24 protein-coding genes are annotated in these 26,768 nt (G+C 58.9%); 8 read left to right on the plus strand and 16 right to left on the minus strand.

What is annotated here, in order from left to right:
• Positions 1 to 322 precede the first annotated feature (322 nt).
• The 6 genes from prpD to ACPF7Z_RS13345 all read right to left on the minus strand — a co-directional run bounded on the left by prpD (position 323) and on the right by ACPF7Z_RS13345 (position 8,688).
• Complete coding sequence (gene prpD / locus ACPF7Z_RS13320) at positions 323 to 1,807, minus strand: 2-methylcitrate dehydratase (protein WP_425193732.1); 1,485 nt, start codon at positions 1,805 to 1,807, stop codon at positions 323 to 325.
• Positions 1,808 to 2,008: 201 nt separating this feature from the next.
• Positions 2,009 to 3,199 (minus strand): 2-methylaconitate cis-trans isomerase PrpF, encoded by a 1,191-nt coding sequence (gene prpF, locus ACPF7Z_RS13325; RefSeq protein ID WP_425193733.1) that lies wholly within the window; start codon positions 3,197 to 3,199, stop codon positions 2,009 to 2,011.
• 1 nt (position 3,200) lies between these two features.
• Positions 3,201 to 5,825: a Fe/S-dependent 2-methylisocitrate dehydratase AcnD gene (gene acnD, locus ACPF7Z_RS13330; protein WP_425193734.1), complete on the minus strand. Its 2,625-nt coding sequence runs from the start codon at positions 5,823 to 5,825 to the stop codon at positions 3,201 to 3,203.
• Positions 5,826 to 5,897: 72 nt separating this feature from the next.
• A complete protein-coding gene (gene prpC / locus ACPF7Z_RS13335; RefSeq protein WP_425193735.1) occupies positions 5,898 to 7,025 on the minus strand; it encodes a bifunctional 2-methylcitrate synthase/citrate synthase in 1,128 nt (375 codons plus the stop codon).
• A 47-nt stretch (positions 7,026 to 7,072) separates the two neighbouring features.
• Positions 7,073 to 7,960, minus strand: a complete 888-nt coding sequence (gene prpB, locus ACPF7Z_RS13340) for a methylisocitrate lyase (protein ID WP_425193736.1) — start codon at positions 7,958 to 7,960, stop codon at positions 7,073 to 7,075.
• Positions 7,957 to 8,688, minus strand: coding sequence for a GntR family transcriptional regulator (locus tag ACPF7Z_RS13345; protein WP_425193737.1), 732 nt, complete (start codon positions 8,686 to 8,688; stop codon positions 7,957 to 7,959). Before ACPF7Z_RS13345 ends, prpB begins: the two co-directional genes overlap by 4 nt.
• 281 nt (positions 8,689 to 8,969) lie before the next feature.
• Here ACPF7Z_RS13345 and pabB point away from each other — a divergent pair, with 281 nt between their 5' ends.
• The 4 genes from pabB (at position 8,970) to ACPF7Z_RS13365 (ending at position 12,956) form a co-directional block, all read left to right on the plus strand.
• On the plus strand, positions 8,970 to 10,319 hold the full coding sequence (gene pabB / locus ACPF7Z_RS13350) for an aminodeoxychorismate synthase component I (RefSeq protein ID WP_425193738.1): 1,350 nt from the start codon (positions 8,970 to 8,972) through the stop codon (positions 10,317 to 10,319).
• 55 nt (positions 10,320 to 10,374) lie between these two features.
• On the plus strand, positions 10,375 to 11,448 hold the full coding sequence (locus ACPF7Z_RS13355; protein ID WP_425193739.1) for a FecCD family ABC transporter permease: 1,074 nt from the start codon (positions 10,375 to 10,377) through the stop codon (positions 11,446 to 11,448).
• On the plus strand, positions 11,445 to 12,233 hold the full coding sequence (locus ACPF7Z_RS13360; protein WP_425193740.1) for an ABC transporter ATP-binding protein: 789 nt from the start codon (positions 11,445 to 11,447) through the stop codon (positions 12,231 to 12,233). The genes ACPF7Z_RS13355 and ACPF7Z_RS13360 overlap by 4 nt, the downstream gene beginning before the upstream one ends.
• A gap of 102 nt (positions 12,234 to 12,335) precedes the next feature.
• A complete protein-coding gene (locus ACPF7Z_RS13365) occupies positions 12,336 to 12,956 on the plus strand; it encodes a phosphoadenosine phosphosulfate reductase family protein (protein WP_425193741.1) in 621 nt (206 codons plus the stop codon).
• A 30-nt stretch (positions 12,957 to 12,986) separates the two neighbouring features.
• Here the strand turns inward: ACPF7Z_RS13365 and cysB are convergent, their stop codons facing one another.
• A complete protein-coding gene (gene cysB, locus ACPF7Z_RS13370; protein WP_425193742.1) occupies positions 12,987 to 13,958 on the minus strand; it encodes an HTH-type transcriptional regulator CysB in 972 nt (323 codons plus the stop codon).
• Between the two features lie 270 nt (positions 13,959 to 14,228).
• Here cysB and trxA point away from each other — a divergent pair, with 270 nt between their 5' ends.
• Positions 14,229 to 14,552: a thioredoxin gene (gene trxA / locus ACPF7Z_RS13375; RefSeq protein ID WP_425193743.1), complete on the plus strand. Its 324-nt coding sequence runs from the start codon at positions 14,229 to 14,231 to the stop codon at positions 14,550 to 14,552.
• An 89-nt stretch (positions 14,553 to 14,641) separates the two neighbouring features.
• On the opposite strand, the gene ACPF7Z_RS13380 is transcribed toward trxA, so the two are convergent.
• Both ACPF7Z_RS13380 and ACPF7Z_RS13385 read right to left on the minus strand, forming a co-directional pair.
• Positions 14,642 to 15,724, minus strand: coding sequence for an AI-2E family transporter (locus ACPF7Z_RS13380; RefSeq protein WP_425193744.1), 1,083 nt, complete (start codon positions 15,722 to 15,724; stop codon positions 14,642 to 14,644).
• 122 nt (positions 15,725 to 15,846) lie between these two features.
• Positions 15,847 to 17,658 (minus strand): acyl-CoA dehydrogenase C-terminal domain-containing protein, encoded by a 1,812-nt coding sequence (locus tag ACPF7Z_RS13385; RefSeq protein ID WP_425193745.1) that lies wholly within the window; start codon positions 17,656 to 17,658, stop codon positions 15,847 to 15,849.
• A gap of 160 nt (positions 17,659 to 17,818) precedes the next feature.
• Between ACPF7Z_RS13385 and ACPF7Z_RS13390 the strand changes: the two genes are divergently transcribed.
• Positions 17,819 to 18,646 carry an AraC family transcriptional regulator gene (locus ACPF7Z_RS13390; protein WP_425193746.1) on the plus strand — a complete coding sequence of 276 codons (828 nt, stop codon included), beginning with the start codon at positions 17,819 to 17,821 and terminating at the stop codon, positions 18,644 to 18,646.
• 13 nt (positions 18,647 to 18,659) lie between these two features.
• On the opposite strand, the gene ACPF7Z_RS13395 is transcribed toward ACPF7Z_RS13390, so the two are convergent.
• The 3 genes from ACPF7Z_RS13395 to ACPF7Z_RS13405 form a co-directional block, all read right to left on the minus strand.
• A complete protein-coding gene (locus ACPF7Z_RS13395; RefSeq protein ID WP_425193747.1) occupies positions 18,660 to 19,256 on the minus strand; it encodes a LysE family translocator in 597 nt (198 codons plus the stop codon).
• 101 nt (positions 19,257 to 19,357) lie between these two features.
• Positions 19,358 to 20,119: an SDR family NAD(P)-dependent oxidoreductase gene (locus ACPF7Z_RS13400; RefSeq protein WP_425193748.1), complete on the minus strand. Its 762-nt coding sequence runs from the start codon at positions 20,117 to 20,119 to the stop codon at positions 19,358 to 19,360.
• Positions 20,119 to 21,777: an AMP-binding protein gene (locus ACPF7Z_RS13405; protein ID WP_425193749.1), complete on the minus strand. Its 1,659-nt coding sequence runs from the start codon at positions 21,775 to 21,777 to the stop codon at positions 20,119 to 20,121. The genes ACPF7Z_RS13400 and ACPF7Z_RS13405 overlap by 1 nt, the downstream gene beginning before the upstream one ends.
• A 253-nt stretch (positions 21,778 to 22,030) precedes the next feature.
• Here ACPF7Z_RS13405 and ACPF7Z_RS13410 point away from each other — a divergent pair, with 253 nt between their 5' ends.
• Positions 22,031 to 23,218 carry an acetyl-CoA C-acyltransferase gene (locus tag ACPF7Z_RS13410; RefSeq protein ID WP_425193750.1) on the plus strand — a complete coding sequence of 396 codons (1,188 nt, stop codon included), beginning with the start codon at positions 22,031 to 22,033 and terminating at the stop codon, positions 23,216 to 23,218.
• A 51-nt stretch (positions 23,219 to 23,269) separates the two neighbouring features.
• Here the strand turns inward: ACPF7Z_RS13410 and ACPF7Z_RS13415 are convergent, their stop codons facing one another.
• A complete protein-coding gene (locus ACPF7Z_RS13415) occupies positions 23,270 to 23,539 on the minus strand; it encodes an ABC transporter permease (RefSeq protein ID WP_425193751.1) in 270 nt (89 codons plus the stop codon).
• Positions 23,536 to 23,700: a hypothetical protein gene (locus tag ACPF7Z_RS13420; RefSeq protein ID WP_425193752.1), complete on the minus strand. Its 165-nt coding sequence runs from the start codon at positions 23,698 to 23,700 to the stop codon at positions 23,536 to 23,538. Before ACPF7Z_RS13420 ends, ACPF7Z_RS13415 begins: the two co-directional genes overlap by 4 nt.
• 132 nt (positions 23,701 to 23,832) lie before the next feature.
• On the opposite strand from ACPF7Z_RS13420, the gene arsB reads away from it, so the two are divergent.
• Complete coding sequence (gene arsB / locus ACPF7Z_RS13425) at positions 23,833 to 24,906, plus strand: ACR3 family arsenite efflux transporter (RefSeq protein WP_425193753.1); 1,074 nt, start codon at positions 23,833 to 23,835, stop codon at positions 24,904 to 24,906.
• Between the two features lie 6 nt (positions 24,907 to 24,912).
• Here arsB and ACPF7Z_RS13430 read toward each other — a convergent pair whose 3' ends face one another.
• Both ACPF7Z_RS13430 and hppD read right to left on the minus strand, forming a co-directional pair.
• Positions 24,913 to 25,281: a metalloregulator ArsR/SmtB family transcription factor gene (locus ACPF7Z_RS13430; protein ID WP_425193754.1), complete on the minus strand. Its 369-nt coding sequence runs from the start codon at positions 25,279 to 25,281 to the stop codon at positions 24,913 to 24,915.
• A gap of 112 nt (positions 25,282 to 25,393) precedes the next feature.
• Positions 25,394 to 26,518: a 4-hydroxyphenylpyruvate dioxygenase gene (hppD, locus tag ACPF7Z_RS13435; protein ID WP_425193755.1), complete on the minus strand. Its 1,125-nt coding sequence runs from the start codon at positions 26,516 to 26,518 to the stop codon at positions 25,394 to 25,396.
• Positions 26,519 to 26,768 lie beyond the last annotated feature (250 nt).

The raw sequence follows: 26,768 nt of genomic DNA on the forward strand, positions 1-26,768 counted from the left end.
GGTCAAACGTCTCGACGAGTCGCTTGCCTCGATTTCGGTGACTGCTCACCGCATCGCTCACAAGCGCCCACATGAATTACCTGATCAATTGTTAAAGAGCCGGCCGATGCCTCTCGGGTGACCCCTCGTCGGCAGCAGCGGATGCGTACTTTACGCATCTCAGCCAGGACTGACAAGCCCTCGCTGAGAAAAAAATTTTAGTTCATAAAACCGAATGGCGCCAAGATTATTTTCAAGCCCCAAAAACCCAGACTAGAACGAACCGAGCGGCTCAATAGACCGCCCACAGGAAACGCCGCGAAACGCTCGTCTCATAGGACGATCAGATGACAAAGAGGTCCATGAACTCATTGACCGGTGTGCCTTCGAGTTCCTTCTGTTGTTTGCACAGATCGAAGATCATTTGGCTACGACCTGTCGGGAAGCGCGTCACCAGATTGGCCTTGAACTTCTCTTCAAGCAGAGGAATACCTTCTTTTCGACGGCGCCGGTGCCCAACCGGATATTCGACGGCGACCTGCTCGGTCTTGCTGCCGTCCTTGAAGAACACCTGTAGCGCATTGGCGATGGAACGCTTATCGTCCTCCAGATACTCCCGGGTATAGCGTTCGTCCTCGACCACTTCCATTTTCTCGCGGAGCTCATCAATGATCGGATTGGCCTCATGGAAGCTGTCTTCATAGTGCTCGGCAACGAGATTACCGAAAATCAAGGGGACGGCGGTCATGTACTGCAGGCAGTGATCCCGATCCGCCGGGTTGGCCAGCTCGCCGACCTTGGAAATGATGCGAATCGCCGATTCATGAGTGGTAATGACGATCTTGTCGATCTCGCCGAGACGGTCCTTGACCTGAGGGTGCAGCTTTACCGCTGCTTCACAGGCGGTCTGGGAATGGAATTCGGCGGGGAAAGAGATCTTGAACAGAATGTTTTCCATCACATAGGTGCCGTAGTCCTGCGAGAAGCTGAACCGACGCTTGTCTTCGGGCTTGATCTGCTGATCCTTGTTGGACTTGGTAAACAGCACATCGTAAAACCCCCACTGGGGGGCAGTCAGGGCGCCAGGAATGCCCATCTCGCCCTTGAGCGCGATATCTGCAAGCCGCACACCACGGGATGTGGCGTCACCCGCGGCCCAGGACTTGCGCGACCCGGCGTTGGGGGCGTGACGATAGGTACGTAGACTCTGGCCGTCGACCCAGGCATGGGAGAGCGCTGCCAACACTTGTTCTCGATCGGCACCCATCAGCTTGGCGACCACGGCGGTGGTGGCCACCTTGACCAGCACCACATGATCAAGCCCCACGCGGTTGAAGGAGTTTTCAAGCGCAATGATGCCCTGAATCTCATGAGCCATGATCATGGCTTCGAGCACGTCGCGCATGGTCAGTGGAGACTTACCCACGGCCAGGCGCTTCTGCGACAGGTGATCGGCGACGGCCAGGATGCCACCCAGATTGTCGGAGGGATGCCCCCATTCGGCGGCCAGCCAGGTATCGTTGTAATCCAGCCAGCGAATGATGCAGCCGATATCCCAGGCCGCCTTGACCGGATCGAGACGAAACGAGGTGCCCGGTACGCGAGCACCATGCGGGACAATGGTCCCCTCGACCAGCGGCCCCAGATGCTTGGTACATTCAGGGAAGCGTAACGCCAGCAAACCACAGCCCAGGGTATCCATCAGGCAGTTGCGGGCGGTATTCAGCGCCTCCGAGCTCTTGATCTTGTAATCGAGCACATAGTCGGCAATCTTCTGCAGCTCTTCGTCGTAATCCGGACGAACATTGGCTTCCACGTTGGCACTCATCGCGCTTTCTCCTTGCGATAAAACAAAACGCCTGCTTCCCAAAGCCTAGCTCATCTAGAGAAACGCTGGATAAATTGCCGAGCGGAATGAAGCGCAAGGCGCACGGAACACAAAAAACGAGACATAACTGGGTGTTAGGCGAGTTTTTGAGTACCGAGCAACGCAGCGATTCGTCCGAGCAGGCATTTATACAGTGGTTTCTTAAAAGCTATCGCCGGGCACACGCACCCACCCCTCCATCAATACCCGGGCACTTCGGCTCATGATGGCCTTGGTCGCCGTCCACTGGCCATTTATCTGACTGACTTCAGCACCGACCTGCAGGGTGCCGGAAGGATGACCAAAGCTCACGGACGTACGCTCCCCCCCACCGGCGGCGAGATTGACCAGGGTACCCGGCACCGCCGCCGCCACGCTGATCGCCACCGCCGCGGTGCCCATCATGGCGTGGTGCAGCTTGCCCATGGACAGCGCTCGCACCAGCAGATCGATATCGCTAGCCGCCACCTGCTTGCCGCTGGACGAGAGATAGTCCGCCGGCGGCGCCACGAAGGCGACCTTGGGGGTGTGCTGGCGATTGGCGGCCTGATCGACATGCTCGATCAAGCCCATGCGCACTGCACCCCGAGCGCGAATGGCTTCGAAGCGCGCCAGGGCCCGAGTGTCGCTGTTGATCGCTTCCTGCAACTCGGTGCCGGTATAACCGATATCGGCGGCGTTGATGAAGATGGTCGGAATACCGGCATTGATCAAGGTCGCCTTGAGCACGCCGCCAGTCACCACCTCTTCCGGGACCTCGAGTTCGTCGATTACGTTGCCGGTGGGGAACATGGCCCCGTCGCCATCCGCCGGATCGGTAAATTCCACTGCCACCTCGGCGGCAGGAAACGTCACGCCGTCGAGTTCGAAGTCACCGGTTTCCTGGACCTTGCCATCGGTGATCGGCACCCGGGAGACGATGGTCTTGCCGATATTGGCCTGCCAGATACGCACCGTGGCGATGCCGTTGTCGGGAATGCGCTCCGCATCGATCAGACCGCTTTCGATGGCGAAGGGACCGACCGCCGCGGAAAGATTGCCGCAGTTGCCGCTCCAGTCGACGAAGGGCTTGTCGATGGAGACCTGACCGAACAGATAGTCCACATCGTGATCCGGCGAATCGCTTTTCGACAGGATCACCGTCTTGCTGGTGCTCGACGTCGCCCCGCCCATACCGTCGATCTGCTTCTGGTAGGGGTCGGGACTGCCGATCACTCTCAGCAGCAGCGCATCCCGAATCGGGCCGGGGCTCTGGGCGGCCTCGGGCAAGTCATCGAGGCGAAAGAACACGCCCTTGCTGGTCCCGCCACGCAGGTAGGTGGCGGGAATTCGGATTTGGGGAGTCCGGCTCATGTCAGGCCACCTCCTCGGCTTCGAGGAAGTCTTGAGCGAAGCGCTGCAGCACGCCCCCCGCCGAGTAGATCGAGACTTCTTCCTGGGTATCGAGACGGCAGATCACCGGCACCTCGAGGGTCTCGCCGTTGCGGCGGTGAATTACCAGGGTCAGAGTAGCGCGGGGGGTGAAATCACCGATCACATCATAGGTTTCAGTACCGTCCAGTTTGAGCGTCTTCCGGGTAGTGCCCGGCTGAAACTCCAGGGGCAGCACACCCATACCCACCAGATTGGTGCGATGAATGCGCTCGAAGCCCTCGGCGACGATGGCCTCCACCCCGGCCAGACGCACGCCCTTGGCCGCCCAGTCGCGAGAAGAACCCTGGCCGTAGTCGGCGCCGGCTACAATAATGAGCGGCTGCTTGCGCTCCATGTAGGTCTCGATCGCTTCCCACATGCGGGTCGTCTTGCCTTCCGGCTCGATGCGAGCCAGGGAGCCCTGTATCACCTCGCCGTTCTCGTCCCGCACCATCTCGTTGAGCAGCTTCGGATTGGCAAAGGTGGCTCGCTGGGCGGTCAGATGATCGCCGCGGTGGGTGGCGTAGGAATTGAAGTCCTCTTCCGGCAAGCCCATCTTGTGCAGATATTCGCCGGCGGCGCTGTCCCTCATGATGGCATTCGACGGCGACAAGTGATCCGTGGTGATGTTGTCCGGCAGTATCGCCAGGGGACGCATGCCCTTCATGGTGCGCTCCGCCGCCAAGGCGCCTTCCCAATACGGCGGACGACGAATATAGGTGCTCATCTCGCGCCAGTCGTACAGCGAGCTTTCCGCCTCTTCCACCTTGCCCAGATCGAACATGGGAATGTAGACCTGCTGGAACTGCTCCGGCTTGACGCTTTCCTTGACGATGGCGTCGATCTCCTCATCCGAGGGCCAGATATCCTTCAGGATCACCGGGTTGCCGTTGTGATCCGTGCCGAGCACATCCTGCTCGATGTCGAAGCGCACGGTGCCCGCGATGGCGTAGGCGACCACCAGCGGGGGTGAGGCCAGGAAGGCCTGCTTGGCGTAGGGGTGGATGCGGCCATCGAAGTTGCGATTACCCGAGAGCACTGCCGTGGCATACAGATCGCGATCGATGATCTCCTGCTGAATCTTCGGATCCAGCGCGCCGCTCATGCCGTTACAGGTGGTGCAGGCGTAGGCGACGATACCGAAGCCGAGCTTCTCGAGTTCCGGCAGCAGACCGGCGTCTTCCAGATACAGACGCGCCACCTTGGACCCGGGCGCAAAGGAGGATTTGACCCAGGGCTTGCGTATCAGGCCCAGCTCGTTGGCCTTCTTCGCCAGCAGGCCGGCAGCCACCACGTTGCGCGGATTCGAGGTATTGGTGCAGGAGGTGATGGCGGCGATGATCACCGCGCCATCCGGCATCCTGCCCTCCTTCTCTTCCGCCAGTGCCTTGTCCAGATCCATCGCGATGCCACGCTCCTGCAGATCCGCGGTCGCCACCCGGCGATGCGGGTTCGACGGCCCGGCCAGGTTGCGCACCACGCTGGACAGATCGAACTCCAGCACCCGCTCGTACTCGGCATTCACCAGGCTATCCGCCCATAGACCGGTTTCCTTGGCATATTTCTCGACCAGGGCGACCTGCTCCGGCTCGCGGCCAGTCAGCTTCAGATAGTCGATGGTCTGCTCATCGATATAGAACATGCCGGCGGAAGCACCGAACTCCGGGGTCATGTTGGAAATGGTGGCCCGGTCGCCGATGGTGAGATCTGCAGCCCCTTCGCCGAAGAACTCCAGATAAGCGGAAACCACCTTCTGATGGCGCAGGAATTCGGTGATCGCCAGAACGATATCGGTGGCGGTAATGCCCGGCGGCCGCTTGCCGGTCAGCTTGACGCCGATGATATCCGGCAGGCGCATCATGGACGGACGGCCCAACATCACCGTTTCCGCCTCCAGCCCACCGACGCCGATGGCAATCACGCCCAGGCAATCGATGTGGGGCGTATGGCTGTCGGTGCCCACACAGGTATCGGGAAAGGCCACGCGCTGCCCCTGCTCATCTGGCTGCACCTGGATCACCGGCGACATCTTTTCCAGGTTGATCTGGTGCATGATGCCGTTGCCCGCCGGAATCACGTCGACGTTCTTGAAGGCGGTCTTGGTCCAGTCGATGAAGTGGAAACGATCCTCGTTGCGGCGATCCTCGATGGCACGGTTGGCATCGAATGCATCCGGTTCGAAACCGGCGTGCTCGACGGCCAGGGAATGATCGACGATCAGCTGAGTCGGCACCACCGGATTGACCTTGGCCGGATCGCCGCCTTTTTCGGCGATGGCGTCGCGCAGGCCGGCCAGATCAACCAGGGCGGTCTGACCCAGGATGTCGTGACACACGACCCGGGCCGGGTACCAGGGAAAATCCAGATCGCGCTTGCGCTCGATCAGTTGCTTGAGGGAGTCGGTGAGCATCGCCGGATCGCAGCGACGCACCAGCTGCTCCGCGAGTACTCGGGAGGTATAAGGTAGTTTGGCGTAGGCGCCGGGCGTTATCGCCTCGACCGCCGCGCGGGTATCGAAGTAGTCAAGATCGGTGCCGGGCAGGCGTTTGCGATAGTCGGTATTCATCAAGACGGGCATCCATTGGATGGAAACGACCGCGGCGTTGCGCCACGGCCTTGGATTTATTCTGATCCGAACTCAGTCACGCTGCTCAATCGGCAACCATTCCTGCTTCTCGGGTCCGGTGTAGTCCGCGTTGGGGCGAATGATGCGGTTGTTTTCCCGCTGTTCGAAGACGTGGGCGCACCAGCCGGTCAGCCGCGAGCAGACAAAGATCGGCGTGAACAGCTTGGTGGGTATCCCCATGAAGTGGTAGGCGCTGGCATGGAAGAAATCGGCGTTGCAGAAAAGCTTCTTCTCCCGCCACATGACCTCCTCGACCCGCTCGGAGACCTGATAGAGCCGATCGTCGCCGGCTTCCTTGGCGAGCTCTTTCGACCATTTCTTAATCATGGCATTGCGCGGGTCGGAATCCTTGTAGACCGCGTGACCGAAGCCCATGATCTTCTCCTTGCGCTCGAGCTTGCCCAGGATTTCGCGCTCGGCCTCGTCCGGTGACTGCCAACCCTCGATCATATCCATGGCCGCTTCATTGGCACCGCCATGTAGCGGCCCACGCAGCGAGCCGATGGCGCCGGTCACGCAACTGTGAATGTCGGACAGTGTCGAAGCGCACACGCGGGCAGTAAACGTCGAGGCATTGAACTCGTGCTCGGCGTAAAGGATCAGCGAGACGTTCATCACCCGGGCGTGAAGCTCGGATGCCGGTTTGCCATGCAGCAGGTGCAGGAAATGGCCGCCGATGGATTCGTCATCGGTATCGGTGTCGATGCGCACGCCGTCGTGGGAATAGCGATACCAGTAGTTGATGATGCCCGGAAACGCCGCCAGCATGCGATCGCTCTGGTCCTGCTGCTCGTCGAAGCTTTGCTCGGTCTCGAGATTACCCAGCATCGAGGCACCGGTGCGCATGACGTCCATTGGATGGGCATCCGCCGGAATCTCCTCGAGCACTCGCTTGAGCGCCTCCGGCAAATCCCGCAAGCCCTTGAGCTTGGCCACGTAGTCATTCAATTCCTGCTGATTGGGCAGCTTGCCCTTGAGCAGCAGATAGGCCACTTCCTCGAAGCGAGCGTGATCCGCCAGGTCATGAATGTCGTAGCCGCGATAGGTCAGGCCGGAACCTTCCTTGCCCACGGTGCATAGTGCTGTACTACCGGCGCTTTGGCCGCGCAGACCGGCGCTGTTGGTCGCTTTCTCTGCCATGATGAATCTCCAATGGTCCCTGATGAATTAATACCGGATCACTGCTTTTAGTCATCGCCCTTGCCGGCGAACAGTTCATCCAGCTTGCGCTCGAAGGCGTGATAGTCGAGGAAATCATAGAGTTCGTCCCGAGTCTGCATGAGCTCGACAACATCCTTCTGATCGCCCTTGTCGAGAATATTGCGATAGACCTTCAGCGCCGCCGCGTTCATGGCCCGGAAAGCCGACAGGGGATAGAGCACCATGCGACAGCCGACCTCATCCAACTCCTGCTGGGTGAACAGCGGCGTGGCACCAAACTCGGTGATATTGGCCAGGATAGGAGCATCCACACCTTCGCAGAAGGCGCGATAGTCCTCCAGTGTATGTACCGCCTCTGCAAAGATGGCATCGGCACCCGCTTCGATGCAGGCGTTGGCTCTATCGACGGCTGCTTCGAGCCCTTCCATCTGGAAGGCGTCGGTGCGAGCAATGAGGTAGAAGGCGGGATCGCTCTTGGCATCCGAGGCCGCCTTGATGCGATCGACCATCTCCTGCTTGGAAACGATCGCCTTGTTGGGGCGATGGCCACAACGCTTCTGGGCGACCTGATCCTCTAGATGCACGGCCGCCACTCCCGCCCGCTCCATCTCCTTGATGGTACGGGCGATATTGAAGGCCCCACCCCAGCCGGTATCGATATCCACCAGCAACGGCAGATCGCTGGCGGCGGTGATGCGTCGAGCATCCTCCGCCACATCGTTCATGGTGGTCATCCCGAGATCCGGCAGTCCGAAGGAGGCGTTGGCCACCCCGCCACCGGAGAGATAGATCGCCTGATGGCCGACCTTCTCCGCCATGAGGGCGGTGTAGGCGTTGATGGTGCCGACGATGGGTAGCGGGCGATTGGCCTCGAGGGCGCTACGAAAGCGGGTGCCTGGGGACGAATGACTCATGATGGAATCCTCTGGGTGGGAAGCGGGGAACTCTTTTCCTGCTGCAGCACGGCGGCATAGCGATTGGCGACGTTCTCGCGAGAGGCACTAACATGGCGACGCATGAGCAACTCCGCCAGCTCCTCGTCACCGGCCTCGATGGCATCGACGATACGGTGATGCTCGACAAAGGCCTTTTGCGGTCGCGTGCCGCTGGCACTGAACTGTGTGCGATAGAGTCTTACCAGATAGTAAAGATCATCACACAGAAGTGTCGTCAACATTCGGTTGTGGCTACCCAGCACGATACGGTAGTGAAAATCGAGATCGCCCTCACGCTGGTAATATGCCTCACCACTCTTGAGATCGGCCTGGTGCTCATGTATTGTCAACACCCTGCGGAGTCCGACAATCTCATCGGCATTCATGTGACGTGCCGCCAATCTAGCCGCCATACTTTCGAGCGCCTCACGCACATCGAATAGTTCGAGCAGTTCCTGCATCGATAGCTTGACCACTCTCGCTCCGACGTGCGGTATGCGTTCTATGAGACGATGCGTCTCGAGACGCCGCATGGCCTCACGCAGCGGACCACGCGAGATGCCATAGGTTTTCGACAACCCGGGTTCGGTGATCTTGGTACCTGGTGCCAGCTCCCCCCGCACAATGGCATCCTGAAGCTGGTTGAAGACCCGTTCAGCGAGGGTACGGGCTTCTGGCACGGTGTTATCCTGAATGATCTGATTCATGACGATTGTCGACAATCAAAGGGTCAATGAACTCTAGCCAGCCTCTGCGCATCGGTCAATAGGCCGCCATACAAGTTTTTCTACATCCTTAGACGTAATCTGGCTTCACCCATGCTCCTTCATTGTCGACAATGCGACACCCTAGCCTGTTCTGTCTTGATGAAAAATCTCGGCACCTGAACGCTATCGAGGACAGCCAATCTCCCCTTCGAACAAGAGCAATGCGGACAAAAGCCACGTGGGTGCCTAGAATGGTTCGCTCGCTCAGGAGACCCAGCTGTATGAGATCACGGCTCGATATCATGGCGCTGCCCTATCATCGCGACCCACTGTTTCGCTTCACACGTTTACGCCAACGCCCCGGCGCCGTATTGCTCGACAGCGGCAGCCCTGAGGCGCCAGGCGGGCGTTACGACATCCTTTCCAGTGACCCACGCGCCATTCTCGAAATCGACCAGAACGGAAACATCAACTGTGATGGCGACTTGACGCTACCCTTATCGCCTTTTGCCGCTCAGCAAGCCCTGCTTGACTGCCTCGATCTCGAAACGCCGGACAGCAAGCTACCCTTCCTCGGTGGATTGATCGGCTACTGGGGCTATGATCTTGGCCATCAGATGGAAGGTTTGCAGAGACGCTCCAACGAGGCCACTGCCCTGCCACGAAGCCGACTGGGGCTCTACGATTGGGCGCTGATTCATGATCATCGGCACCAAGAGGCCTGGCTGGTAGCCACCGCCGAGCGTCGCGAGCAGGTTCAGGAATGGCTGGCCAGTGATCCCATTGCAACGACGCCATTCGTCCTGTCGAGTCCGTTTTCCGGCGAGATCGATCGTGTCGGCTACGGCCAGCGTTTTCGCGATGTTCAGGGATATCTTCAGGCTGGGGACTGCTATCAGATCAACCTGACTCAGCGCTTCAGCGCTGGCTACCAGGGAGATCCCTGGCAGGCTTATCGATTGTTACGTCAGGCGACCCCGACGCCGTTCGCTGGCTACATGGCCTGGCAGGACAAGGCGGTCATGTCGCTTTCCCCGGAGCGCTTCCTGCGGGTACAAGACAGGCAGGTGGAAACGCGCCCCATTAAGGGCACCCGACCTCGCGGCGACACAGCCGCAGCAGACAAGGCTCTGGCTGATGAGCTTGTCCAAAGCGCCAAGGATCGCGCCGAGAACGTGATGATCGTCGATCTCCTGCGCAACGACCTAGGCCGCGTATGCCGGCCCGGTAGCGTGCAGGTGCCACAACTGTGCCAATTGGAAAGCTACGCCAATGTCCATCATCTGGTCAGCGTGGTCACAGGCGAGTTGGACCGCGGGCAGACACCGCTGAATCTGCTCGCCGCCGCCTTCCCTGGGGGCTCGATTACCGGTGCCCCCAAGGTCCGTGCCATGCAGATCATCGACGAACTGGAGCCCAGCCAGCGCAGCGTATATTGCGGCAGCCTGGGCTATGTCGATATTCGTGGCAACATGGACACCTCGATCGCCATCCGTACAGTACTGGCAGACGAAGGTCGCCTTCATCTGTGGGGTGGAGGTGGGCTGGTCGCCGACTCTCAGGAAGAGGCGGAATATCGCGAAACCCTGGACAAGATCAGCCGATTGATGGACGCCCTGACCCAAGGCTGAATCAACCTCATCGCTAGCGAGACTCGATATCCTCATGATCATCGCGGAACAGTAAGTGACTTCAGTAACACCTGGTACGATTCGTTCCTCCGACAGCGTCGAGCGCTACTTGGCACGGCGACGGAAACACCTGTTTCTTCTCGGCGGTATGGCAGCGCTGACCCTGGGCTCTTTCATTGCCGATGTGGCCATCGGACCTGGCCATTACCCGCTTACGGCTGTTTTCGCAGCGTTGCTGACCCCCGACCAGACATCCGACGTACTCGCTGTCGTGGTATGGGAGATACGTCTGCCAGTGGCGTTGATGGCAGTACTGGTCGGTATCGCTCTCGCCCTGGCCGGTGCCGAGATGCAGACCATCCTCAACAATCCGTTGGCCGACCCTTTCACCTTGGGCATCTCGTCTGCCGCGAGCTTCGGCGCCGCCCTGGCGATCATCCTCGGTTTGGGCGTAGCCCCCGTGGCCGGCTCGCTCCTGGTCACCGGCAATGCCTTCATATTCGCCATGTTCGCCACAATGAGCATCTGGGGTGTCAGCCGTTTACGCGGTGTGAGCGTGCAGACCATGGTATTGATGGGCATTGCCATCATGTTTTTCTTCAATGCACTGCTCGGCATGCTCCAATACCTGGCCTCAGCGGAAGCCCTGCAGCAACTGGTCTTCTGGTCCCTGGGCAGCCTGGCCAAGGCCAGTTGGGGCAAGGTTGGCCTGATCCTGCTGAGTCTGATGATCTGCATCCCCGTGTTCGTGCAGGCACGCTGGCGACTGACCGCGCTGCGTCTTGGCGACCTATCCGCCAGCACCATGGGGATCAATGTCGCTCGCCTGCGCTTGACCATATTGCTGTGTAGCTCGCTACTGGCCGCCACGGCCGTCGCTTTTGTCGGCACCATCGGTTTCGTCGGCCTGGTCGGACCGCATATCGCTCGGCTGCTGGTAGGAGAGGATCAGCGTATCTTCCTGCCCATGGCCGCGCTCTGTGGCGGCCTGATCATGTCTCTGGCCTCGATCCTCTCCAAGACGCTGATGCCCGGCATTCTCTTACCTGTAGGCATCATTACCGCCCTGATCGGCTTGCCGTTTTTCGTCTCGTTGATCCTCAGGAGTCGCAGGGAGCTATGGGAATGAGCCTACGCATCGACCATTTGAGCTGTCACCTGAACGGCAGAAAAATTCTCGGGCACATCGGTGGCCTGGTGGCAAGACCTGGTGAAATCACTGCGCTGATCGGGCCCAATGGGGCCGGCAAATCGACGCTGCTCAAGGGAGTTGCAGGCCTTGAACGAGTCACCTCTGACAGCGAAATGTTCCTGGACGGCATAGCGCAGAGCAATTCCTCACTCGCCACTCGAGCCGAGCGGCTCTACTACCTGCCCCAGCAGTTGGGCTCGAGTTCCGCCCTCAACGTATTCGAGGCGATTCTGCTGGCCCGACGGACTCGAATAAAGGAAAACGGGCGGAAGGGACTCTATCGGGTACGCGACATGCTGCGCGCCCTGGAGCTGGAGGAAATGGCCGAGCGGCCTTTGGCTACCTTGTCCGGCGGGGAGCGCCAGCGAGTGGCGCTTGCCCAGGCCATGGTGCGCGAGCCTCGGCTGTTATTGCTCGATGAACCCACCAGCGCACTCGATTTGCATCATCAACTGCAGGTGCTGGATTGGCTGACTCGCCGCGCCGAAGAGACTTCGACCATCGTGGTCATGGCCATTCACGACCTTTCCCTCGCGGCGCGCTTCGCCGCCCATGTGTGGATGCTCAAGGAAGGTTGCCAGGTGGCTTGCGGTTTACCGGGCAACGTTCTCACCCCAGCACACTTGCGGGATGTCTACGCCATAGAAGCGCATGTCGAATGGCCTGCGGACGAACCCCCAAGAGTTACCCCTCTTTCAGCCACACGTCGATTGGGTATATAAGCACCAAACCAAACGATATTGGGGGGCCGGCACAACGCTTTGCTAGGGTATCGGCTATCTTCTCATCGCGGCAATGCGTGCCACAGGTTTCAGGAGCAATATATGGAGCAGGATATAGAGGCCATCAACCGGCAATTCGACAAGGATCCTCAAGGACTTGTCCGCTGGGCATTGAGCCTCGATAGATCCGCGATCTGCACGACCAACTTCCGCCCCTTCGAGGCCGTGATCTTGCATATGGTCACCCGGGAACGACCGGATATCCCCATCCTGTGGATGGACTCTGGTTATAACACCGAGGCAACTTACCGTTTCGCCGATGACCTCACCCGACGCCTCGCGCTGAATCTCACTACCTATCATCCGCGCCGCTCTCGCGCTCACCGCGAAGCACTCGAGGGCGCCACGCCATCGATCGAGGATCCCCGCCATGCGGCCTTTACCCACGAGGTGAAGCTGGAGCCCTTTCAGCGAGCGTTGAGCGAAATGGCTCCTAAGGTATGGTTTACCGCCTTGCGCGCCGAGGACTCGCCACAGCGGGCACAAATGCAACCGGTATCCATCAATAGCGATGGGCTGCTCAAGATCGCCCCGCTACTGCGCTGGAATGCGCGGGATATGTATCGATACTTGCAGGAATGGAACTTGCCCAACAACTTCGATTACTTCGACCCCACCAAGGTGGAAGAGAAGCGGGAGTGCGGCTTGCATCTACAGCACTAGACAGCTTTCAGTCAGTGCCTAGGCAGCGGATCAGCGGACCGGCAATTCGACGTCTTCGAACAAGGAATCTTCGCTGCGCGGCCCTGCCGATAAGGCGGCATCGACGGTATCGCGATCGAGATGCGGCGCGAATCGCTGAACGAAATCGTACATGTAGCCACGCATGAAGGTGCCTCGCCGGATACCGATCTTGGTCGTCGAACTCTCAAAAAGATGACTGGCATCCAAGGGCACCAGGTCGCTGTCGGCCTCGGCATCCACCGCCATGTGGGCAACGATACCGACCCCCAGGCCGAGACGCACATAGGTCTTGATCACGTCGGCGTCTGCCGCCGTCAACACCACATTGGGTTTCAACCCCTTGTTGCGAAATGCGTCGTCTAGCTGGGAGCGACCGGTAAAACCAAATACGTAGGTCACCAGGGGATACTCCGCCAATCCATCGAGGGTGAGTTCCTCGACCTGGGTCAGGGGGTGGCCCTTGGGCACCAGCACGCAGCGATTCCAGCGATAACAAGGCAATAAAATGAGGTCGTTGAAAAGTTCCAGCGCCTCGGTGCAGATGGCAAAATCCGCCAGGCCCTCACTGACCATCTGGGCAATCTGTTTAGGCGTCCCCTGTTGCATGTGCAACGCCACATCCGGATATTTGCGCGTGAATTCGCTGATCAAAGGGGGCAGCGCATAGCGCGCCTGGGTATGCGTAGTCGATATGGAGAGGTTGCCGCAACGCTCGTTACTGTGCTCCTGGGCGACCTGCTTGATGATGTCAACGGTTCGCAACACTTCACCGGCCAGATCGACGATCGATTGCCCTGCGGGGGTAACACGGGTGAGATGCTTACCGCTACGAGCGAAGATTTCCAGACCCAGCTCATCCTCGAGAAGGCGGATCTGCTTGGAAATCCCTGGCTGGGAAGTGAACAAGCTTTGTGCCGTGGCTGATACATTCAAGTTATGTCGGCTAACTTCCCAGATATAGCGTAGCTGTTGCAGCTTCATACCGGACGAGACTCCAACTCAAAGGCGTGGCGGATGCTTTATGCTTCAATCGATACTATAAAGAAATAAAGATACATATCTTTAAGCACTATATAGTATAAGATGCATAGTAGACGGCTAGAGCGGCATGAGCAAGCACCTACCTGAACAGGCATTTCTCATAGTTGCTACCTATCGTTTACCATTGCCAAGCTCATTTGCCAGTCGACCGGACGAGCGCTACCATCTGGTTATTACGCTAATGACGGCGCAAGCAATCTGGAGAGTTAAATGGCTAATAACATCGACGTTACCGCCACCAACTTCGATCAGGAAGTACTTAATGCCGATACTCCGGTTCTATTGAAGTTCTGGGCGCCCTGGTGTGGGCCCTGCAAGATGATGGCGCCGGTGGTCGACGAAGTCGCCGAAGAGAAAGCCAGTAATCTCAAGGTCGTGAGTGTCAATGTGGACGATGCCCCCGAAATTGCCGCAGAGCACGGTGTGCGCGGTGTACCTACGGTTATGTTGTTCAAATCCGGCGCCAAGGTTGCCTCGCTGGTAGGTGCTCAGTCCAAGTCCCAGTTGTCACAATTCATCGATCAGAACGCTTGAGCTGACCAGTGTCACCCATCACTTCTGACTCGATCTCATCGCCCTGCCTTGGCAGGGCGATTCTTTATCGCGAAGAGATTATCTTTCGCTTACTCCTCGAATACTTCCTCGCGTTCTCGGCTACGGCTTATCTTGCCGCTCATCACCTTGGCCAGCCAGATGGTATCCGGATGGCTGTTGAGCGCGATCTTGAGCGTCATGGTCAAGGGCACCGCCAACAGCATCCCAATCGGCCCCAAGATCCACCCCCACACCACTAATGACATGAACGCTGCCAACGTCGACAGCCCTAGCGTCTGTCCCATGACACGCGGCTCTATCAGATTCCCCATGACAAAATTGATGAGCAAATAACACAGCGCCAATAGACCCGCCTGCACAGCCCCTCCTTCGGGGGTCACCAGCATAAGCAGTACCGCGGGTATTGCCGCTAGTGCCGAGCCGATGTTGGGAATGTAGTTTAGTAGAAATGCCAAGGCAGCAAACAACAAGGGAAAACTGGACCCGGTCGCCCAACAGGCCATGAAAACCAGAACACCGGTAGCCAAGCTGATGAGTGTCTTGATCGCCAGATAATGCCTCAGGTTGTAACTGAATTCATTGAAACGCCGCAGACTGGGGGCTGGGTTATCCAAGGCCACGGCAATCTTGGCACGAAAATTCAATGTCTCAAAGAGCATGAACCCTACCAACAGAACGATCAGCAGACTCTGAGACAACAGCGTGCCGATACTTTCGAGCAGGGCCGGCATGAACTGGGCAAGCGTTGAAAAATCGAGCCATCGGGAAATGCTTTCCGGCTGAAGATATCCGCTCAGGCCCGGAGCCCAACCAATGAACAGATAGTATTGCGCTACCAGCTCCTTCTTGAGCTCGGGGATTGCTTGCATGAAGGCGGCGATGCTTCCCGCAAGCAGCACACTCAACAGAATCACGAACAAACCAAAAACCACCAGAGTGACCAATACTGCCGTGCGCTTGCCCACCCCCTTGTGATGCAACCACTGAACCGGCGCATTGCAGATTACCGCGATAAAGAGAGAAAGAATCAGTGGCACCAGTATATTGGCACCCAACCTTATACCGGCAATGATCACCACCAAGGACGCCAACCCCACCAGAAGGTTGAGCGGAATCTCATGCTTGATACCTTTGTCCTCGTCATTTTCCATGAAGACCTTCCTGGTGCTATGTTTTCGCTATCATGACGGCAAGCCGATGTGGCGACAATCCATCAGTTCCATAAACAAAAAAGGCGGGCAAAGCCCACCTCACAAACATCTTTATAACAGCACTATATCTCGAAACCCAGACCGAAATCCTCAGCGGACAAGGCCATCAGTGAACCTCCCCCGGCACGAATCATGTCGACATGGCCGCGAGTGCGCGGTAACAGGCGTTGAAAGTAAAAGCGTGCCGTGTCCAGCTTGGCCCGATAAAAAGCGGGCTCGTCGCTGTCGGTCGCCAGCGCTTGCCTAGCGGTACGGGCCGCACGTGCCCACAGGTAAGCCAAGGTGACATAGCCGGAATAGAGCAAGTAATCGACGCTGGCCGCCCCCACCTCTTCACGATCCTGCATGGCCTTCATGCCTATGGTCATGGTCAGTTCGCCCCACTCGGCATTGAGTTTGGAAAGTGGCTCGATGAACTCCTTGAGCTCGGCGTTATCGATCTCGGCCTGACAGAACCTGTGAATTTCCTTGGTGAATACCTTCAACATCTCACCTTGGTTCATCAACACCTTGCGACCGAGGAGATCCAGGGCCTGAATACCGGTCGTGCCCTCATAGAGCCGGGTGATACGGGCGTCGCGAACGAACTGCTCCATTCCCCACTCTTCAACGAAGCCGTGCCCACCGAATACCTGCATCCCTTCGTTGGTCGCCTCGAAGCCCAGCTCGGTCAGAAAAGCCTTCACGATAGGGGTCAGCAAACCCAACAAGGCTTCGGCGCGCTCACGCTCCGAGGCATCGTCGCCATGCTCGGTGATATCCACCAGTTGAGCGGTATACATCACCAGCATGCGCCCCCCTTCGGCCAACGCCTTCTGAGTCAGCAGCATGCGTCGAACATCCGGATGCACGATGATCGGATCAGCGGGTTTATCCGGCGCCTTGGGACCGGACAAGGCACGCATCTGCAGGCGATCCCGCGCATAGGCCAGCGAGTTCTGGAAACTCGCCTCCATCAACCCGAGCCCTTGAACGCCGACGCCGATACGGGCCACATTCATCATGGTGAACATGCAGGCCAACCCCTTGTGGGGCTGCCCGACCAAAAAGCCCTTGGCCTCATCGAAGTTCATCACGCAGGTGGCGTTGGCGTGAATGCCCATCTTGTGTTCCAGCGAGCCACAGGTGACGCCATTGCGCTCACCGGTATTTCCATCGTCGTCCGGCAGGAACTTGGGAACGACGAACAGCGAGATGCCTTTGGAACCTTCCGGCGCGTCCGGAAGCTTGGCCAGCACCAAGTGCACAATATTCTCCGCCAGATCGTGCTCTCCAGCAGAGATGAATATCTTGGTACCGCTGACTCGATAAACGCCCTCGTCGGTTGGCGTCGCTCGGGTCTTGATCAACCCCAGGTCGGTACCGCAATGGGGTTCGGTAAGGCACATGGTTCCAGTCCAGACGCCCTCGACCAGTTTGGTCAGGTAGGTACTCTTTTGCTCATCGGTGCCATGATGGCGTAACGCATCCGCCGCCCCATGGGAGAGCCCCGGATACATACCCCAAGCCAGATTGCTGGCACAGATCATTTCGGAGAGCGCCATACCCAATGAAGCCGGCAGGCCCTGCCCGCCATGCTCGGGATCGGATGCCAGCCCCGGCCAGCCGCCTTCGACGTATTGGGCATAGGCCTGCTTGAATCCCTCAGGTGTTCTGACCTCACCCTCTTCCAGATGACAGCCTTCACGATCGCCGCTGCGATTGAGCGGCAGCAGCACTTCGCGTGCGAAACGACCACCCTCTTCGAGGATGGCGGTAACAAGATCCGGAGAGGCATCGTCACCTTTGCCTATACGGGCGTAGTGATCTGAATAATCCAGCATCTCATCCATGACGAAACGCATGTCGCGCAGCGGGGCCTGGTAAGTAGGCATTGTGAATACTCCTCGATGATCGGCGTAGTGATTGCAGCATTATCAAACGATCGTTTGAAATTATGCCAGCACAGTATTCAAGTCAAGCGCTCGTTTGAATTGGCCAGCCTCCTGCGCCAACGCTATGCTGGCTACCACTGGCCCAAAAAGGAAAAGTAGAGTGAAGAACGCAAACGCTACAGGCATTCGCTTTTGGCGCGATGACCGGCTACCTTTCCTGGAGGCCCGTGGCGTCGAGGACGGTCGACGGGTGTGCTATGACAAACACACCCATACGACCTTCTCCATCGGTGTCATCACTGCGGGACACAGCACTTACCTGAATGGAAACACACGCCAAACGGTTGCCAAAGGCTCGGTGGTGCTGATGAACCCTGAAGAGGTTCATGCCTGCAATCCCATCGAAGACCAACCCTGGTCATATCGCATGTTCTATGTGAACGCCTCCTGGCTTGGCGATCTACAGCGCACCTTGGGTTTCAGCCCCAGCGGGGATTTTCAGCCTTTCTCGACAGTAGCCACTCGGAATCCGCTGCTCTATCGCAGCTTGAATGATCTTTATGCAACGCTTATCGATCCAGACAGCGATGTCTTGCACAAACATAGCAGCGCCATCGAGTTTTTCTCGACTCTTCAGCAGCGTTCACACCCCGCTTCGGTCATCTGCTGGCCTGAGAACCACAAAATCAGACGCGCCGCGGAATTCATTTCCGAGCACTGCGTCGAGGCCTTGACCCTCGAAATGATTGCCAGCGCCTCGGAGATGTCTCCGTCACATCTGATCCGCGCGTTCAAACGCCGCTACGGCATGACGCCCCACGCCTATCTGATCAACCGTCGCGTGCAGTACGGTCTGGCACGACTCCGGCGCGGGCACGCCATTGCAGAAGTGGCGCTGGAGGCCGGTTTTGCCGATCAGGCGCATTTCCAGCGCACCTTCAAGCGTCTTGTCGCGGCAACCCCTCGACAATACATGGCAGCCTTCTGATGACTGGCTCGGCTTATAGCCAAAGAAGATAGAGCGCACTGAAAGCCAGCAAGACCGCCATCAGACGATTGAAACGCCGCATCTGGCGAGAATCCTGCAGAAAGCGTCCCAGGAAGGTTCCGGTGAAAGCCCAGCAGCCGATCGAAAGATAGCAGATCACAAAATAGAGAGCGGTGAATTGCCATAGCAGACTGGCAGCACCATCTGCGGTGTAGGCTCCCATCCCCGCGAGCGACGCCAGCCAGGCCTTTGGGTTCAACCACTGCATTATTGCACCCTTGACCATCGAGGGCCCGGCCGCCTTGCGTTGATCAGCGCCGAGCCGCCCATCGTCCGTGGCGAGCCTGAAGGCCGTGTAGAGTAAAAACGCCACCCCAGCCCCTTGAATGAGGGCCGTGAAATAGGGCCATCGATAAAGCAGTTCATGCAGCCCCAGCCCGATCAACAAGAGCAGCAAGGTAAACCCCAGGGTCGCTCCGGTGACGTGCCGCATGCTGGGGCGAAAACCATACTGCGCGCCGGCACTCAAGGCGACGATGTTCACCGGGCCGGGAGAAATCGAGGCCGCCAGGGCAAAGGCGGTCATGGAAAGGAAAAGACTCGCTGTCATAAAGGCACCTCGGATGGATCGAACGCTAGATAAACAAGATCAATAGCGCGATCTACCCGAGGCCGTATTGAACAAAATGCGCACCTGCGAAAAAGCGGGTGTCACTGCATCCGAATACCGCCATCCAGACGAATCACCTCGCCGTTGAGCATGGTGTTGGTCACGATCTGCTCCGCCAGCGCGGCGTATTCTGCCGCCTTGCCCAGCCGCTTGGGAAACGGTACCGCCGCGGAGAGCGCCGCCACCGCATCTTCGGGGATACCACTCATCATCGGCGTCTCGAATACCCCGGGGGCGATGGTCATCACCCGGATACCCTGGCGCGAAAGCTCTCGCGCCAGCGGCAGGGTCATGCCGGCAACGCCGGCCTTGGAGGCGCTGTAGGCCGCTTGCCCTACCTGACCGTCGAAGGCGGCAATCGAGGCGGTATCGATGATGACACCGCGCTCCCCGTCGTCGCCTTCCGGGGAATTCCTGGCCATGGCGGCGGCGGCCAGGCGCAACACATTGAAGGTGCCAACCAAATTGATATGAATCGTTTTCGCAAAGGCGTCGAGATCGGCAGGGTTGCCCTCACGATCGAGTAACTTGGCCACGCTGACCACGCCGGCACAATGCACCACGCCGTGCAGTCCGCCCAGGTTCAAGGCATGATCCACGGCGGTCTGCATATCCTCGGGGCTGGTGATATCACCCTGACAGGCAATCGCTGAGTCTCCCAGGCGGGAGGCAATCGCCTCGACGGTGTCGCTCAAGTCACACAGCACCACCTTGGCACCACCGGCCACCAGTCGTTCCGCGGTGGCCGCACCTAGGCCGGAAGCGGCCCCTGTGATCAGAAAATTGCGATCTTGCAATTGCATTAAGATGTCTCCTGGTTGTCGGCGGCCTCGGCGCGCAGCTTGAAGCGCTGGATCTTGCCGCTGGGGGTTTTAGGCAGGGTCTCGACGAACTCGATTTCCCGTGGGTAGGCATGGGACGACAGACGTTCACGCACCCGTTGGCGAATCTCGTCCGCCAGGGCGTCACTCGGCTCGAAACCATCGCCGAGCACCACATAGGACTTGATCACCTCACCGCGAATCGAATCCGGCTTGCCCACCGCCGCGGATTCCGCCACGGCGGGATGAGTCATCACAGTATTCTCCACATCGGTAGGTCCGACCCGATAGCCAGAGGTGGTGATGATATCGTCGTTACGGCCGGCAAAGCAGAAGGTGCCGTCAGCCTCACGGACCACTACGTCACCGGTTAGATAATAGCCTTTCGCGAAAGGGTCCTTCTCCTGCCAGGTATAGCCGGGAAAGAAGTGCGCCGGCGAGGCGGCGATATCCACCCCCAGCACACCGGGCTCGCCCACCGGAAGCTCGTTGTATTCCGCATCCAGTACCGCCAAGCGGTAGCCGGGTAGCGGCATACCCATGCCCCCGACCGGCTTGGGATGCTCGAGGACATGATGATTGCAGCAGGTCATGCCGGTTTCGGTCTGACCGTAGTGGTCCATCACCGGACAGCCCAGCGCGCGCTCGACCCAGCCCACCACCTCGGTATTCAAGGGTTCGCCGGCGGAACTCGCGACCCGCAGCGAGAGTTTTTCCGATGCCTCGTCGAACAAACCCGAGGCCTTCATCAACCGGTAGGCGGTCGGTGCCGCGGCGAAGTTGGTGATCTCATGCTTGATCATGAAATCAAGTGCCCCTTGGGCATCGAAGGCCGCCTCGCAGAAATGCGTAGTGGCACCCAGTAATAGCGGGCCGGTGATAGCGTAGTAGAGCCCGTAGGCCCATCCCGGATCGGCCATGTTCCAGAAGCGATCCTCCACCCGCAGGTCGATGGCCAATTCCATGTAGAGAGCAAAGGCGGATAGCGCCGACAAAGGCACCGCCACCCCCTTGGGTTTGCCCACGGTGCCGGAGGTGAACATCTGTAGAAACGGCGCAGTGGGATCGAGACGTGGCGGCTCTGTTTCTATCGTCGGATGCGCGATGGCGGCCTTCCAATCGAGATCCTCGCCATGCTCTTTGTCGGCACCGCCGATGCACAATACTGGTGGGCATTGACTGAGATCATCGAATTTGTGTCGATTGGCCTGATCGGTGATCACCAGCCGAGCATCGGCGCGGGCCAGGCGAAAGTCCACGGCGTCAGGCCCGAAGGCGGTGAATAATGGCTGATAGACGGCACCGATACGCCAGGTCGCCAGTACCGCGATCATCAGCTCGGGAGTGCGCGGCAACATGCAGGCGATACGATCTCCTGCACCTAGCCCTGCCGACTGCAGCCACCCTGCCAGGCGCGCGCTGGCCTCCTCCAGGGCCGCATAGCTCCAGCGAGTTATCTTACCCTGGGTGTCTTCGTGCACCAGGGCGATGCGCTCGCCATTGCCTTCGCGCAAATGACGGGCGCAGCAAGCATCGAAGGCATTCAATCGTCCATCCTGATGGTCATCCAGCCGGGCCACCACTTCATCGATCGAAAAATGATCGATATAGGATGCATAGTCCTTGGGTACTGTTGTCATTGTTCAACTCCCTATTTTTCGTTAACGTAAACGTCAACCAATATTCACTGTAGCTTGCCCGTACCGGGTGCCTCGGTAAACCCTAGCCAGAGTGTTGCAAAGGCACAAGCAAACACGGCCGCCGTGCCTTTAGACCAACGGATAAACAGTGCTGCCGCCCATTGCGCAAGACGGTCAGGAAGGTTTCACTAAAGGCAGTGCTTGTCTCTCAACGCAGGATTACTCCACCGCTCATCTTTCTCAGGAGAACACCATGACCGCCTCATCCAATGTCGTGATTCTTTCCGGCGCCCGTACGCCCATGGGGGGCATGCTCGGCAGCCTGTCCAGTCTTACCGCGCCAGAACTCGGGGCAGCCGCGATTCGCGCTGCCATCGAGCGTGCCGGCATCGAAGCCGGCAGCATCGACGAGGGTATCATCGGCTGCGTGCTGCCCGGCGGGGTCAAGCAAGGGCCTGGACGCCAGGCCATGCGCAAGGCCGGCATTCCCGATGGAATCGGCGCCACCACCATCAACAAGCTATGCGGTTCCGGCATGAAGGCGGCCATGATGGCTCACGATCTGATTCGTGCCGGCAGCGGCAGCATCCTGCTGGCCGGCGGGATGGAGTCGATGTCCAACGCGCCCCATGTGCTGACGAAGGCCCGCAGCGGCTATCGTCTCGGTCACGGCGAACTCAAGGATCACATGTTCCTTGACGGCCTGGAGGATGCGGAAACCGGCAAGCTGATGGGCGCCTTCGCTCAGCAGGTGGCGGACGAGCGCGGCTATTCCCGGGAGCGTATGGACGATTTCGCCATCGCCTCCCTGGAACGTGCCATGGCGTCTCACGAAAAAGGCGAACTGGCCGGAGAAATGGTACCGGTAACGGTCACCAGCCGTGCCGGCGAGAGCATCGTCGAGCACGATGAGCAGCCCTTTCAGGCCAAGCTCGACAAGATACGCGGTCTGCGTCCGGCCTTCGCCAAGGACGGCACCATCACCGCCGCCAATGCCAGCTCCATCTCCGATGGCGCCTCGGCCCTGATCCTGGCAAGCTCTGAGTCCGCCGAGCGCCAAGGCGCCAAGCCCCTCGCCCGCATCCTTGGCCATAGCACCCACTCCCAGCACCCGAGCGAGTTCACTATCGCCCCGGTAGGGGCCATCGACAAGCTGCTCAAGAAACTCGGCTGGAGAGTGGACGACGTCGATCTGTTCGAGATCAACGAAGCCTTCGCCGTGGTCACCCTGATGGCCATGGACGATCACAACATCCCTCACGACAAGGTCAACGTGTTCGGCGGCGCCTGTGCCCAGGGTCATCCGATCGGCTCCACCGGTTCGCGGATCATCGTCACCCTGCTCAACGCCCTGCGCCAGCGTGGCGGCAAGCGCGGCATCGCCAGCCTGTGTATTGGCGGCGGCGAAGCGACAGCGGTGGCAGTGGAACTGCTCGACTGAGCGTCGCTACTTCGACGAATGCCCGCCTTCTTCACCGAAGAGCGGGCGTTTTTATTGCCGGAGAACCGCCAGACGATCCAGCCTCAGCCGCTCGCGGCCGTCGAACAGGCGTCGACTCCCTGCCGCCACCGCCACCGCCACCAGGGTGCCGAAGCCGGTGCCGAGGGTGATGGTGATGGTGATGGTGAACATGATGAGCATCTGGTACTTGACCGCTAAGGCCGGCGGGCTACCGGCGAGTATCTGCCCTGTCATCATGCCCGGCAGCGGGATGGCATACTGCGGCTGATACCAGGGTTCGGGGCCGATGATCACGCTCATGGGCTTGCTTCGCTCGTCGTGCGGTTCACCAGTCCTCCCGCCTCGATGCGCAAGTGGCGGTTAGCGACCCTCACGATCTGGCCCGGTTCCATGGCCAGATCGAGCATCAGGAGTTCCCCGATACTCAGCTGTTCGAGTATCAGGGGGAGGCCTGGGGGCATGGCTTGCTCCATGGTGGATCAGTCGCTGGTCATGAGCATAGCAAGCCGACGCCAGGAGTCCTACGATTGCACATATATGGAATTCCATATATTTTATTGAAGGCGTACACGGCATTTTCAAAGGCGCTTTCCATGGACAGCCATACCTATTCTGATGCCCCCTCCACCAGCGAAGGAATGGGTGTCTTCGAACGCTACCTGTCGTTATGGGTTGCCCTGGCCATACTCGCTGGGATTCTGCTCGGCCAATTCGCGCCGGTCATTCCTGAGAGGCTGTCGAGATTCGAAGTCGCCCAGGTCTCGATTCCGGTAGCGATACTGATCTGGGCGATGATCTTCCCGATGATGGCCAAGATCGACTTCGCCTCGATACTCGACGTGCGACGCCAGCCCAAGGGGCTCGTCATCACCACTGCGACCAACTGGCTGATCAAGCCTTTCACCATGTTCGCCATTGCCTGGTTCTTCCTGATGGTGGTGTTTCGCCCTTGGATTCCTGAAACGCTGGCCAGTCAGTATCTGGCCGGTGCTATTCTGCTGGGTGCAGCGCCCTGCACGGCGATGGTGTTCGTGTGGAGCACGCTTACCCGAGGCGATGCCGCCTACACGCTGGTCCAGGTCTCGCTGAATGATCTGATCATGCTGGTCGCCTTTGCACCCATCGTCGTCTTCCTGCTCGGCATATCGAGCATCGAGGTGCCCTGGAATACCATCGCTCTATCGGTAGTCCTCTATATCGTCATTCCACTGACAGCCGCCTACCTGACACGACGCGCCCTGATCGCACGTCGTGGCCACGGCTGGTTCGAGAACGTGTTTCTGGCGCGACTGGCCCCGATCACTCCCATCGGCCTGATTCTGACCCTGGTACTGCTCTTCGCCTTCCAGGGCGACACGATCCTCACTCATCCACTGCATATCGTGCTGATCGCCGTCCCCCTGGTCATCCAGACCTTCCTGATCTTCTTCCTTGCCTACGGCTGGGCCAAGGCATGGCGAGTACCGCACTGCGTTGCAGCACCTGGAGCGATGATCGGCGCCAGCAACTTCTTCGAACTGGCCGTGGCTGCCGCCATCGCACTGTTCGGTCTGCAGTCCGGTGCAGCGCTGGCTACGGTAGTGGGCGTCCTGGTCGAGGTGCCGGTGATGCTTGCCTTGGTACGCATTGCCAATGCCACTCGGGGGCAGTTCCCGAGCGAGGATTGATCAGCATCACTCGGGAGTGCATTGGCTGTCGTAGTGGGGGGCGACACGGCGCGGCGGGCGATTGCCCATGGCGGCCAGTCGCGCCTGAAGGGCCGCCAACCTGAGCCCTTCTCCCTGGCTGGCCGATGCCAGCGTGGCCGACGCCCAGGATGGAAGCCCGTCGGCCAGCGCGTAGAATACCCACTGCCCTTCGCGTCGATCACTGAGTAGCCCACAGCCACGCAATTGTGCAAGATGACGCGATATCTTGGGTTGAGCCTCATCCAGCGCATGGGTCATTTCGCATACGCACAACTCTCCCTCCCGGGCGATGAGCAACATCAGCATCAGGCGCGTATCATCTGCCAGGCACTTGAACAGCTGCAATGGACTCAAGGTACTCAACTCTCCTCCGCCGACGGGCTGATAATGGCCTGTAGCCAACGCTACTTTAGTGCATGTCTGACTACCACTCCATCGAAACCCGCCGGACCACGAGCGAAAAGAGTCATTCTGCCTTGAGCACGCCCCGTCGGATCTGATCTTCTTCGATCGACTCGAACAGGGCCTTGAAGTTGCCCTCGCCGAAGCCATCGTTACCCTTGCGCTGGATGATCTCGAAGAAGATCGGCCCGATGACTGTCTCAGTGAATATCTGCAGCAACACCCCTTCCTGAGGAGCGCCATCGATCAACAAACTCAATGCCCGCAGGTCTTCCACCTTCTCCTCGTGATTGGGCACACGCTCGTCGATCTTCTCGTAATAAGTATCCGGGGTGGAAAGGAAAGTGATGCCGTTGGCTCGTAGTGCGCGCACGGTGGCATAGATATCGTCGGTGGCCAGCGCCAGATGCTGAATCCCTTCACCGTTGTACTCCCGCAGGAATTCGGCGATCTGCGAAGTATCGTCGGCGGATTCGTTGATTGGAATATGCATCTTGCCGCAGGGCGCGGTCATCGCCCGAGAGTGCAGCGCGGTCATCTTGCCTTCGATATCGAAGTAGCGAATCTCGCGGAAATTGGCGATGCGGGTATAGAAATCCGCCCAGACATTCATCTGGCCCCGATCGACGTTGTGGGTCAGGTGATCGAGCACTTTCAGGCCGACGCTGTTGGCGTTCTTATCGATGCTCTGGCCATTATCCGTGATCGGCTCGAAATCGATGTCGTAGATGGTGCGATCCTGGTCATCGACCTTCTCGTCGACGAAGTAAAGCAACGAGCCACCAATACCTTTGACCGCCGGGATGCCGACTTCACCGGGCCCTACAGGGTTTTCCACCGGCTCAGCGCCTTGGGCGACCACATACTCGAAGGCCTGCTGGGCATCAGACACCTTCCAGGCCATGGCGCAGGCGCTGGGGCCATGCACTTTGGCAAACGCCGCGGCATGGCTACCCGGCTCGGCGTTGAGCACGAAATTGACGTTCTCCTGCTGGAACAGGCGGACGTTCTTGGAACGATGCTGACGGGTCTCGACAAAGCCCATCTGCAGGAATAGGCAACGTAACGCCTCCAGTCCTTCCACAGTCGGCGCGGTGTACTCGACGAACTCGAAGCCATTGGTGCCGATAGGATTGTGCTGAGCACTGTCGTGGGTAGCGGACGATGCCCTGGTCGCGGGGGCGTTCATGGCGTGTCTCCCAAGTATGTTATTGGATGAACCGCCGTCTGGGCGATAGATTCCTACAAGCCTAGAGCGCTTCCAAACCTGCGGATATCCACCAGGCGTGCCTTTTGGCCAATCAAACAACGCTATCGACCGCCCGCGTGTAAAGAAACACTGACATCCCTGTCCACGCCTGCTGTTTGCCCACAGGGCAACGTCGAAGTGGCATAAAAAAGTGACACGCCGTAAAGATAAGTTTACGACTACTTGATAC

This window comes from Halomonas sp. GXIMD04776 (assembly GCF_049808615.1).
In the GTDB taxonomy this organism is placed as follows: Bacteria; Pseudomonadota; Gammaproteobacteria; order Pseudomonadales; family Halomonadaceae; genus Modicisalibacter.